Here is an 11,305-nt window from a genome sequence, read left to right on the forward strand (position 1 = left end):
GGCGGCGTTGCGGGCGCCGCCGCCCGCCGATAAACCTCGTCGCACCTGAGTGGAGCGACGCCGATGAGCGAGTTCACAAAAGACATTCGCCACCGGGGACGATGTTGCCGTGGAGCTTCCTCCCGATAGCGGGATCGTTCCTGGCCAAAGCCTGTGCCTCGAACGCACCGGCGACTGCTTGAGAATCTACCTTGAACCTCCCGAGGATCAGGAAGCGGATCGATCGTGACGCGACAAGGCGTGAACATCCTCCGGTCGTGCTGAGCCTGTCGAAGCACGAACGGAGGCGAGGCGTGCCGCTTGCCGGCCGAGCGCTGCCGAGCCTCAATAATCCCGCGACACGCGCACGTTGGCGCTCTGCCGGCCGAGCGTGGAGATGGACGACAGCAGCGACAGCCAGCGCGTCACCTGGAATTCGACGCGGGTGGCGGAATAGCCCTGGCCGTCGGTGATGATCTCCGCGTAGAGCCGCCGCGTCACGTATTTGCCCGCCGCGATCGACGTGGCCTGCCCCGTCTGCGGATCGGCCGGCAGGATGCGCAGCCGGTCCAGCCCCGCCGCGCGGCGCACGGCGTTGATCGGATTGAGCCCGTTGCCGCCGTCCTGCAGCGCCGCCACCGCGGCGGCGAGCTGCAGCGCCTCCGGCGCGGACAGGTTGGTGATCGAGGTGCCGAACAGCAGCCGGGACAGCAACTCGTCCTGCGGCAGCGCGGGGACGCTGGCAAAGGTGATCTCCGGCTTCTGCGCGACCCCGGTCACGCGGATCGACGCGTTGATCCCCTGCGTGTTCGCCACCGCCTCGATATCCAGCGCGGGGTTGGCGGGCACCTCCCCGGCGAAGCGGATGATGCCGCGCGACAGCTCGAACTCGCGGCCGGCGAACTCATATTCGCCGCGCACCAGATCGGCGCGGCCGGTGATCGCGGGGTTGGTGGGCGTGCCCGCGATCTGCACCTGCGCGGTCCACTCGCTGCTGAGGCCCAGGCCGCTGACCATCAGGCCGTTGCGCGCGCGCGCCTTGATGTCGAGCGTCCAGGGCGCGGGCGCGTCGTCGTCGCTGTCGGCGCCCGGCGGCAGGTTGATCTCACGCACGTTGAGCCGCGGCACCGCGCTGGCCGCGGTCGCCTGTCCCAGGCGATAGCGGCTGGAATCGAGCCGCACGTCGCCGGAAATGACGCCGCCGAACCCGTCGGCGGAACGGAAGCGGATCGGCCCCGTCACCGTCGCGCCAATGTCGTCGCGGTCGATCAGCAACGCGCGGTTCGCCTCCGTATCGATCGTGAAGGCGACGCCCTTCGTGCCGGCGAAGTCGAAGCTGCCGGTGCCCGTCACCCGCCCGCCGGTGCCCGCATTCGCGGTGAAGCGGTCGATGCGCAGCCGCGATCCGGCGAAGCTGCCCTGCGCCTCCACCTGCGTCAGCAGCGTGCCCGTGGTCGCCGACTGGATCCGCCCGCCGCTGGCGCGCACCGTGCCGCGGATCTGCGGGGCGGCGAGCGTGCCGGTGGCGTCGGCGGCGATCGCGACGGGACCGGTCAGGTCGAACAGCTCCACCCGCGTCAGCCGCCACAGCGTGTCGGCGGGACCGCTGTAGCGCAATTGCGCGAACAGCGGCGCGCGCCGCAGCCGCTCCACCAGGTCGCCGCCGCCCGCGGGCTTCAGCAGCGCCTGCGCGCGGCCGACGATGCGCCCGCCCGACGCCATCACCGCGCGAAAGCCGGCGCGGTCGGCGGCGAGCACCCCGGCGATGCCGAGATCGATCGGCGCGGACGTGCTGAGCAGGCCCGAGCGGGTGATGCCGCGCACGGTCAGGTTCGCGCGGCCCGTGGGCGCCGCCCCGTCGGCCAGCGCCAGCGTCACCGTCCCCGACGCGGCGCCGCCCAGCCCCAGGCCCGAATAGCCGATGTCGAGCACGCTGAGCGGCAGGTTCGCCAGCGTCGCGTCGAGCGCGGTGCGCTCCGCGCCGAAACGGCCCGACAGATCGGCGCTGCCGCCCGCGAAGGCGAGGCGCGTGGGCGCGAGCACCCAGTCGACGCCGTCGCGGGTGATCCGCGCCGGCGTTTCCAGCCGGATCGGTCGGCGGCCGACGTTGCCCTGTGCCTCGATCGTATAGCCGTCCGGCGAGAGGCGGACGAGCGACTGGATCTGGAAGCCGCCGGCGCGCTGGCCGGCGATGGAGGCGCGCACCTCGCCGCTCTCGCCCGCGAGCTTCGCATTGGCGGCGACCCGGGCGATGCTCAGGCTGCCGCGGCGCACGCCGGTGGCGGTGGCGGTCGCCTCGATCCGCGGGCCGGCGGGATCGAGCAGCACGCCGAACTGGACGCGCCCCTGCCGCACCGTCGTCGCCGGGCCGAGCCGCGCGCCGCGCGCGTCGATCGCGCCGTCGATCCGCTGCACGCTTCCCTGCGGCGCGAAGTCGAGCGCGCCGGACAGTCCGCCGCCCGCCACCGTCAGCCGGCCGCGAAAGCCGCCCGGCACGATGTCGAGCGCGCCCGACGCGCGCGTGCCGCTGACGTCCAGCCGCGCGACCTGGATGCGCGCCTGTCCGCCCGCGGGAAGCAGGATCTGCCCCTCCGCCGCGAAGGGGCCGAGCCGCGATCCGCCCGCCGCAGTGAAGGCGAACCCGGCGGGCGTCGGCAGCAGCCGCGCGCGCACGTCGCGCAGGCCCAAGGCCGCATTGGGCCGGTCGAACATCAGATCGATCGTCGGCCGCTCGATCCGACCGTCCAGCACCAGCCGGACCGCGCCGTAGCTCGCCTGCCGCCCCGCGCCTTCGAAGTGGAAGGTGCCGTCGCGGCGGCGATAGCCGTTGCCGGCGAGGCGCAGGGCCGGCGCGGTGAGGACGAGGTCGCGAAAGTGGAGGATGCCGTCGGGCGTCCGTTCCAGCGCAGTCTCGATCCGCGGCAGCCCGCCCGCCAGGCTGGCGAAGAAGCCGTTGTCCAGCCGCAGCATCCGTGCCGCGCCGCGCCCGACCACGCGCGTGCCCCTGCCCCCCGGCCCCGGCACGACCCGCAGGCGCGACGTGACGTCGACCACGCCCAGCCCGGGGATCAGGTAGCGGCCCAGCGCGCCCTCCACGCCGACCTCGAACCGACCGGTGGCGAGGTCGAGCTGGAGTCCGACGCGTCCCGTCAGCCTGTCCGAGCGGACGCGGATGCCGTCGCCCGTGACCAGGCGGGAGGTGACGCGCAGCACGCCGTCGGCGGAAAGGTTGCGCAGGATGCCGCCCGCCACGTCGCCGACGCCGGTGACGCGCGCGGCGGTGAAGCGGACGGGAAGCGACACCGGGCTCCTCGACCAGCGCCCGCGCCCCGCCGCCCGCGCCTGTTCGAACCCGGTCTGGTCGAAGGAGAAGCGGGTGGCGAGCAGGCGATAGTCGAAGCGGAAGCTGGAGAAGCCGCCGTCGAGGATCGCGCGCAGCTCCATGCCGGTCGCGCGCATGTTGCCGAACAGCGCCTCCGGCCGCAGCAGGCGCGCGCGCAGCCGCAGGTTGCGCAGCGCACTGCCGGCGAGGTCGACCGCCCCCTCCATCTCCGCCGCCAGCGCGCGCGAGCGCAGCGCCAGCGTGCCCTCCAGCCGGCGCGAGACGAACGTGCCGCCCCCGTTCACCGTCACCCCGCCCGCGGTCAGCGCGCGCAGCTTGCCCTTGGCGATCGGTTCGGGATCGAGCCGCCCGACCAGCGTGTAGCGCCCCTCGCGATTGCCGAGCGCGAGGTCGCCGACGCGCGCCGCGCCGGCATCCAGCACCGCGCGCCCGTTCCAGCGGCGCCAGTCGCCGTCGCCGCCCACCTCCAGCGCCAGCGGACGGCGCAGGCCGGTCAGCCGCGCCAGCACGCCGTCGGCGCGGCCGCGCGCCGACACGGCAAGGTCGAAGCGGCCGGCGTCGGGCACGGAATCGATCCGCGCGCGCAGGCGGTCGCTGCCCTGCACCAGCGCGGCGAGGTCCACCTCCGCACGCCCCGACCGGATATCGGCGCGTCCCGCGATGCGCCCCTGGCGCACACGTCCCGTCACCGCGGGAAGCACGGTGAGCCGCTCCACCGTCAGCCGCCGGATGACGATGTCGAAGCCCGGCAGGATCGGGCCGCGTTTTCCGGTGTCGCGCGTCTTCGGCAGCTTCGCCAGCGTCGCCTGCGGCACGTCCAACGCGGTGATGTGGAGCCGGTTGGACAGCCAGCGCAGCGGCGACCAGTCCAGCCGCGCGCGCGGGATCGACAGCACCAGCCCCTGCGGATCGTACAGGCGGAAGTCGATCAGCTCGGCCTTGCCGTAGAGCGAGCCGTCGATGCGGCCGAGGCGGAAGCGCAGGCCGTTGTCGGGCTTCAACGCGTTGATCCGGTCGGCGACGATGCGGTGGCCGATGCCGGTGTCGATGACGACCGCGGTGATCGCGACCAGCGCCAGCAGCGCGGCGATACCGAACGCCAGCCAGCGCAGCATCCGCATCAGAACGCCTGCCCCAGCGACACGTAGACGGCGAGGCGCGAATCGCCCGGCTGCGGGTTGATCGGCGTGCCCACGTCGACGCGGATCGGGCCGAAGTTGCTGTAGTAGCGCACGCCCAGCCCGGCGCCGTAGCGGAAGCCGGAAAGGTCGGGCAGCCCGCCGGTGTAGATGTTGCCGCCGTCGAGGAACGGCACCAGGCCGAACGCACCGAACAGCCGCACCCGCGCCTCCAGCCCGAATTCGGCCAGGCTGCGCCCGCCGATCGGATCGTTGTTCGGATCGCGCGGGCCGATCGACTGGAAGCCGTAGCCGCGAACCGACGCGCCGCCGCCGGCGTAGAAGCGCCGCGACGGAGCCACCTGGTCGCGCGGCGCGCCCAGGATCGTGCCGACGCGCACCCGTCCTGCGGCCACGACGCGCGGCGTCACCGCCTGGTACGCGCTGCCGTCCAGCTGGACGCGGGTGTAGCCGAAGGCCGCGCCCTGCAGCGACAGTTCCGGACTGAAGCGGCCCGACAGGCGGAAACCGCGGGTGGGATTGAGCAGGTCGTCCGATCCGTCGTACCCCAGGCTGGTCGGCAGCGCGCCGATCAGGAAGGTGCGCCGCCGCGGCTCGCCGGTGGAGGCGATCACGTCGCGCTCGTCCGACGCGAGCAACTCGCCGCCCAGCGACCAGGTCCACGCCTTCTGGAAGAAGATCGTCGTCTGCTGTTCCAGGCTGGCGGAGAGCGACAGCGTGTCCGCCTCGAACGCGTCGCGCTCCAGGTGCGCGGCGGCGACCTGCGCGGTCAGCACGCGGTCGCGGCCCTGGAAATTGTTGCGACGGAAGACCAGCGAGCCGAGCTGCTCGCGCGTGCCCGCCACGCCGCGCACCGTCAGCGCGCCTTCCGGCGGGAACAGGTTGCGGTGGGTCCAGCTCAGCTCCACGCGCGCGCCCTCGCCGGTGCCGTAGCCCGCCTCCGCCGCCACCGTGCGCGGCGGCGCGGGTTCCAGCCGGAAGCGCACGTCGACGGTGTCGGGCGTGGCGCCGGGCACCGGCGTCACCTGCGCGGTGGAGACCAGTCCGGTCTGCACCAGCGCACGGCGCAGGTCGTCGACCTCGCTGGTGCGATAGGTGTCGCCCGGGCGGAAGCGCGCGATGTCCGCGACGTGGTCGGCGTCGAACAGGCGGTTGCCGGGGTCGGCGATCAGCCGGCCGAAGGTGCGCTCGCGCCCGGGATCGACGGTCACGTCCAGCGTGGCCGTGCGCGCGGCACGATCGACGACGATGGCCGGCTCGCCGACCGTGGCGAAGGGGAAGCCCTCCTCACCGATGCGGGTACGCAGCCCCGCCTCCGCCGCCGCGATGGTGTCGGCGTTGACGGGATCGTCGGCCTTGACGGGAAACGCCTCGCGCAGCGTGCCCGCCTTGGCGCCCGCGGCCTCCACCCCGGCGACGGTGACGCCGGCGAAGCGGTAGAGCGCGCCCGGCTCCGCCTGGAGGACGATCATCGGGCGCGGGCGGTTCGCCGTCTCGACCGCGGTGGCGACGGCGGCGTCGTAATAGCCCTCGCCGCGCAGCAGCGTGACCAGCAGTTCCGCATCCTCGCGCGCGCGACGGTCGAGCTGCGCCGGATTAGCTTCCCGCCCGTCGTTCTGCACCAGCACCGACAGCTCGCGGAAGCGCTGGTGCAGCAGCGCGGAGCCGATGCCGTCGATGCCGTCGATGCGCCAGTCGTAGCGCGTCTCCGCCGCCACGGTCGCCTGAGTCGCCGGACTGGCGGGGGCGGCGGACAGGTCCGGCCAGTCGAGCCCCAGGTCCGGCAGGGGCGCGAGCGGGGCGGCGGGGTCGATCTGCTCCGCCGACGGCAGGTCCGACGCCGGAAGCTCCTGCGCCGCGGCGCCCGCCGCCGCCGTGATCGATCCCGCCAAGGCGCCCAGCACGACGCCGCAGCGCCCCGCCGTCCGCCACATTTCCTCGCCTTAGACGGCGTTTCGCCGCAGCGACAGGGGCGTCGCGGCGAAAGTGCGGCGCGGTTGCGCCGAATCGCGCGTGGTGCCATGCGGCGGCCATGGCACCGCCCCCCTCCCGCTCCCCCGTCGCCGGCGGCTTCCCGATCGCGCTGGGGGCGATCCTGGGCACGGTCGGCGGACTGGTGGCGGGGCAGCCGACGATCGGCTTCCTGGCGGGCCTCGCCATCGGCGCCGCGCTGGCGCTGCTGATCTACCTGCGCGACCGGTAGCTACAGCCCACGCCATAGCAGGCGTGCGCGGCCGATGACCGTGACCGCGGCGGCGGGTTCGACCAGCGCGGGATAGGCGGGATTGTCGCTGACGATCGCCAGGTCGCGCGCGGCCGGGCGCAGCCGCTTCACCGACAGCGCGTCCTCGCGCCGGATCACGAACACGCCGCCCGCGGCGGGCACGCGGCGGTCCGCGCCGTCGACCAGCAGCCGGTCGCCGTCGAGCAGCGTGGGCGCCATCGAATCGCCCGCCACGGCGATGACCGAGACGTTCGCCGGCGCCACGCCCAGGTCACGCAGCAGCGCGTGCGGCACCGGCAGGCCGCCCAGCCGCCGTTCCTCCGGCGCGAGCGCGCCCGGCCCGGCGGACGCGGCGACGGTGAGCCACGGCACGCGAGCCTCCGCCTCCTCGCGCACCGGGCCGCCGAGCACCGCCTCCTCCACGCCGAGATAGGCGGCGAGCCGCGCCCGGTCGCGCTCCGGCAGGACGCGCGGAGTGCCGCGAGCGATGTACTGCTGCAGGTAGGCGACGTTGCGGCCGAGCACGCGCGACAGCGCAGACAGGCTCTGCCCCTGCTCCTCCGCCAATCTTGCCAATGCCTTGCGCGGATCGCCGTCCATCGGCGCACCTTACCCGCAGGAAAAATCCTAGACAAGTTGGAAATCATTTGAGAACGAATGGGGAACAGAGAATCGGAAGGGCGAGAACGATGACGTTGCTGAGGGACATCGAACGCTATCTCGACCGCACCGGCGTGGCGGAGACCACGTTCGGGCGGCGCGTGGTCAACGATCCGCGGCTGGTGGGCGACCTGCGCCGCGGACGCGAGCCTGGGCCGCAGCTGGTGCGGCGCGTGCGCGCGGCAATGGGAGGGATCGCGTGAGCGCGGTGTTGCGCTTCGAGCGCGCGCTGCTGCGCGCCGCGACCCTCGCCGGCGCGGACATCCGCATCGAGCGCCACGCCAGCGAGGCATGGCACAGCGCCACCTTCGCGGGCGGACGCCACCGGGTGGAGGCGAGCGGCCGGTCCGACGTGCGGCTGGATGAGTGGCTCGCGCGGCTGGGCGACGAGGCGATCGAGGTGCCGGGGCACGTCGTCGCCGACCTGACGGTCGCCACGTGCGAGCGCGCGGCGGGCGTCACGCGCTTCCGGCTGGAGGGCGTGACGGTGGCGCGGGGTTGACCCCTAGACGCGCCGCGGCCTTTGATGCGGCCGGGGGCGACGATGCAGGTGACGGGGGTACGGCGGGGGTGGGGGTGGCCGGTGCTGGCGGCGCTCACGCTGTCGACGATCGGCGACGAGATCTCGCTCGTCACGCTGATGCTCCGCACCGCCGCCCACGATCCGCCCTTTGCGGTGCCGATGCTGCTGGTGGCGGAGTTGCTGCCCGGCCTGCTCGCGGCCCCGTTCGCGGGCCGGCTGGTCGACACGCGCGACGCCGTGCGACTGCTGGTCGTGGCGTCGCTGGCCGAGGCGGCGGTGATCGCCTGGATGGCGACCCACGCCGACCTCTCCTCCACGATCATCGGCGCCGCGGCGCTGGGCGTCTCCTTCGCCGTCAGCGGCGCGGCGAGCTTCGCGCTGATCCCGGTGCTGTCGACCGCACTCGGCATGCCGCTGGCGCGCGCCAACGCGCTGCTGGAGTTCGTGCGCGGCGCGGGGATGCTGGCGGGGCCGGTCGCGGGCGGCGTGCTGGTGGCGTGGGGGGGGACGACGGGCGCGCTGCTGATCGACGCCGCCAGCTTCGCGCTGCTCGCCACGGTGTTGCTGGCGAGCGGATTGCGGCGGCCGGTGGCGGCGGCGGACGCGCCCGCGGCGCAAGGGGCGCTGCTGGCCGACTACCTGCCGCTGCTGCGCGAGTCCCGGATCACCGTCATGATCGGCGCGCTCACGCTGGAGGTCTACGCCACCGCCATCGCCGACGTCGCCTTCGTCTTCCTCGTGACGGTGGCGATGGGTGCGGGCGCGACCGTCTTCGGCGCGCTGACCGCGTGCTGGGCGGGCGGAATGCTGGCGGGAGCGGCGTGGGGCGGCACGCTGGCGATGCGCCGGCCCGCGCCGCTCGCCTTCGCCGCCGCGACGGTCATGGGTGCGACGATGCTGGCGATCGGCGCCGGCTGGACGTGGGGCGTCGGGTTGGTCGGTGGCGCCTTCGCGATCGGCGGCGCGGCCAACAGCCTGCACAATGTCGCGGTGCGCACGATGCTCCAGCGCGAGAGCCCGGCCGCGATGCACGGCCGGGTGGCGGCGATGTACGGCGCGGCGACCAGCAGCGCCGCGATGATGGGCTATGTCACCGGCGGGCTGTTCGTGCCCGCGGGCGCGGTGGAGGCCTATTGGCTCGGCGGCGCGCTCGGCATCGCGGCGGGCGTCGGCGGGTGGTGGCTGTTCACGCGATCGCGGCGCTAGGTCAGCCCGTCGCCAGCTGCCGCAGGCGGGCGAGCGTATCGTCGAGCGAGGGCTGGCGCTCGGCGCGGGCGCGCCGGTCGCGGGCGGCGTCGCGCGCCACCTTCTCCAGCCGGGCGACCAGCGCGCCGATCGATTCGGGCGTCGGCACGACGGGCGCGACGATGCGCGGTTCGGCATCGGGCGCGCAGGCGACCGGCGCCAGCGAGAAGGCGGTGATGCGCGCCGGCTCCTCCGCCACCGCGTCCAACGGCGGCAGCGGCACGACCTTCGCCACGCGCGTCAGCGGCGCGACGGCGCGCACCGGCTCCTGCGGCCGCGAGGGGATCGCGTCGGGATCGAAGGCGCTGAGCGGCTGGTCGAGGTCGGCCGGGACGTCGCGGATCGCGGGCGGAACCGGCGGCTCGGACGCGATCGGCAGCGGCTCCGCCGCGTCCTGGACGGGGATCGGCGCGCCCAGTTCGTCGTTCGCGCGCAGCGGGCGGCATGGCGGGGCGTCCGGATGCGAATCGGCACGCCGCGCCGTCATGCCGGCGGGGCGGCGCCACTGGCTTGCCAGGCCCAGCGCGACCACCAGCGCACCGACCGCCAGCGCGATCAGCGTCCGCCCGGTGACGCCCACGGGGGGTGCGGCCTGCGGCAGCAGCGCGGAAAGGCCGCTGCGCGCGACCACGGCGTCCAGCGTCTCCGCCGGCGCGGTGGCCAGCCCGGCGGCGACGCCGAGCCCGGCGAGTACCGCCAGCGTCGGGACCAGCCGGCCCGTCAGTGTTGCAGGGAGGGTATACGCGACCATGTCCTGTTTCCTTCCGCGGCCAGTGCAAGGCGTTGGTAAACAGGTTGGTAGCGACGAATGTTTGACGACCAGTTACGCTGTTCGCGAACGAACGCCTCCGCCCGCGCCCGCCGTTCGTCCCAGCGGGAGCGATCGGCGAGCAGCGCGGCGAGCGCGCGGGCCGCGGCGGCGGGATCGTCCGCGGCGAACAGCGTGCCCGTCCGGCCGTCCTCGATCAGCTCGCGGTGCCCGCCGACGTCGGACGCGGCGACCAGCTTGCGCTGCGCCATCGCCTCCAGCGGCTTCAGCGGCGTGACGAGATCGGTCAGCCGCATCCGCTTGCGCGGATAGGCGAGCACGTCGACCAGAGAATAGTAGCGTTCGACCTCGGCGTGCGGCACGCGGCCGACGAAGCGGATGCGATCGGCGACGGGCGAGGCCGCCGCCTGTGCGCGCAGCGCCGCCTCCATCGGCCCGCCGCCGACCAGCAGCAGCTGCGCCGCCGGGCGCGCCGCGACCAGCGCGGGCATGGCGGCGATCAGATCGTCCAGCCCCTCGTAATCGTAGAAGCTGCCGATGAAGCCGACCACCTCGTCGCCGAGCGACAGATCGGCGGCGAGGCCCGCGTCGCGCGGCAGCGGCGCACCGAAGAGGCCGAGGTCGACGCCGTTGGGCGAGACGAGCACGCGCGCCGGATCGATCCCGCGCGCGATCAGGTCGCCGCGCAGCCCCTCGCAGATCACGGCGACATGGTCCGCGCGCCGCGCCGCCCAGGTCTCCAGCGCGCGCGTGGCGCGATAGCGCAGCGATCCCTCGCGCCCCGTGCCGTTCCCCACCGCCGCATCCTCCCAGAAGGCGCGGATCTCGTAGACCAGCGGCAGTCCGCGGCGGCGCGCGGCGTGGAGGGAGGCGAGCGCACCGATGACGGGCGAGTGGGCATGGATCACGTCGGGCCGGAACCGGTCCGCCACCGCGCCGACCCGCGCCGCCAGCGCCGCGATCTCCCCCGGCAGGCCCGGCAGCGGACCGGGGCCGGTGCGGTGGAAGGCGATACCGTCGATCGTCTCCGCCGCGTCGGCGGCGCTTCCCTGCCGCATCCCGGTCACCGCCGCCACGTCCCACCCCTGCGCCATCTGCGCGGTCAGGATCGCGCGGGTGCGGAAGGTGTAGCCGCTCTGCAGCGGCAATCCGTGGTCGAGGACGTGGAGGATGCGCATGGGGCGCGGGTGTAGCGGGAGGTGGTTTGATGCGGAGTTAAGCCTGTCACCCTCCCCGGTCGTGCCGAGAAGGCACCGAACCCGTCGAAGCCTGTCCTCAGGACGAACGGCGAGGACGTTTAGGGTCAGGACCCATTGATGTGGGAGGCGCGATCTGATTCAGGCTCCGTGAGGAGAGAGTGGATGAGCGACCTGTACTGGCTGACGGATGAGCAGATGGCGCGTCTGCAACCGTTCTTTCCCAA

9 protein-coding genes are annotated in these 11,305 nt (G+C 74.1%); 4 read left to right on the forward strand and 5 right to left on the reverse strand.

Translation table 11 applies throughout. The annotated features are described in order from the left end of the window. Window positions 1–324: 324 nt before the first annotated feature. Both HBH26_RS16350 and HBH26_RS16355 read right to left on the reverse strand, forming a co-directional pair. Entirely contained in the window at window positions 325–4,443 is a 4,119-nt protein-coding gene (locus HBH26_RS16350) for a translocation/assembly module TamB domain-containing protein (RefSeq protein ID WP_420824996.1), read from the reverse strand. Continuing rightward, window positions 4,443–6,395, reverse strand: coding sequence for an autotransporter assembly complex protein TamA (locus tag HBH26_RS16355; RefSeq protein ID WP_168135710.1), 1,953 nt, complete (start codon window positions 6,393–6,395; stop codon window positions 4,443–4,445). Before HBH26_RS16355 ends, HBH26_RS16350 begins: the two co-directional genes overlap by 1 nt. 98 nt (window positions 6,396–6,493) lie before the next feature. On the opposite strand from HBH26_RS16355, the gene HBH26_RS16360 reads away from it, so the two are divergent. Then, window positions 6,494–6,664: a hypothetical protein gene (locus tag HBH26_RS16360; protein WP_168135711.1), complete on the forward strand. Its 171-nt coding sequence runs from the start codon at window positions 6,494–6,496 to the stop codon at window positions 6,662–6,664. Here HBH26_RS16360 and HBH26_RS16365 read toward each other — a convergent pair whose 3' ends face one another. After that, on the reverse strand, window positions 6,665–7,285 hold the full coding sequence (locus tag HBH26_RS16365; RefSeq protein WP_168135712.1) for a S24 family peptidase: 621 nt from the start codon (window positions 7,283–7,285) through the stop codon (window positions 6,665–6,667). An 89-nt stretch (window positions 7,286–7,374) separates the two neighbouring features. On the opposite strand from HBH26_RS16365, the gene HBH26_RS16370 reads away from it, so the two are divergent. The 3 genes from HBH26_RS16370 to HBH26_RS16380 are packed head-to-tail and all read left to right on the forward strand — an operon-like array spanning window position 7,375 to window position 9,074. Then, window positions 7,375–7,548, forward strand: coding sequence for a hypothetical protein (locus HBH26_RS16370; RefSeq protein ID WP_168135713.1), 174 nt, complete (start codon window positions 7,375–7,377; stop codon window positions 7,546–7,548). Continuing rightward, on the forward strand, window positions 7,545–7,847 hold the full coding sequence (locus HBH26_RS16375) for a hypothetical protein (protein WP_168135714.1): 303 nt from the start codon (window positions 7,545–7,547) through the stop codon (window positions 7,845–7,847). Before HBH26_RS16370 ends, HBH26_RS16375 begins: the two co-directional genes overlap by 4 nt. 24 nt (window positions 7,848–7,871) lie before the next feature. Then, entirely contained in the window at window positions 7,872–9,074 is a 1,203-nt protein-coding gene (locus tag HBH26_RS16380) for an MFS transporter (RefSeq protein ID WP_239024872.1), read from the forward strand. 1 nt (window position 9,075) lies between these two features. Here HBH26_RS16380 and HBH26_RS16385 read toward each other — a convergent pair whose 3' ends face one another. Both HBH26_RS16385 and HBH26_RS16390 read right to left on the reverse strand, forming a co-directional pair. Continuing rightward, entirely contained in the window at window positions 9,076–9,864 is a 789-nt protein-coding gene (locus tag HBH26_RS16385; RefSeq protein ID WP_168135715.1) for a hypothetical protein, read from the reverse strand. After that, window positions 9,834–11,060 (reverse strand): TIGR04063 family PEP-CTERM/XrtA system glycosyltransferase, encoded by a 1,227-nt coding sequence (locus tag HBH26_RS16390; RefSeq protein ID WP_168135716.1) that lies wholly within the window; start codon window positions 11,058–11,060, stop codon window positions 9,834–9,836. Before HBH26_RS16390 ends, HBH26_RS16385 begins: the two co-directional genes overlap by 31 nt. Window positions 11,061–11,305 lie beyond the last annotated feature (245 nt).

Source organism: Sphingomonas corticis, assembly GCF_012035195.1.
In the GTDB taxonomy this organism is placed as follows: Bacteria; Pseudomonadota; Alphaproteobacteria; order Sphingomonadales; family Sphingomonadaceae; genus Sphingomonas; species Sphingomonas corticis.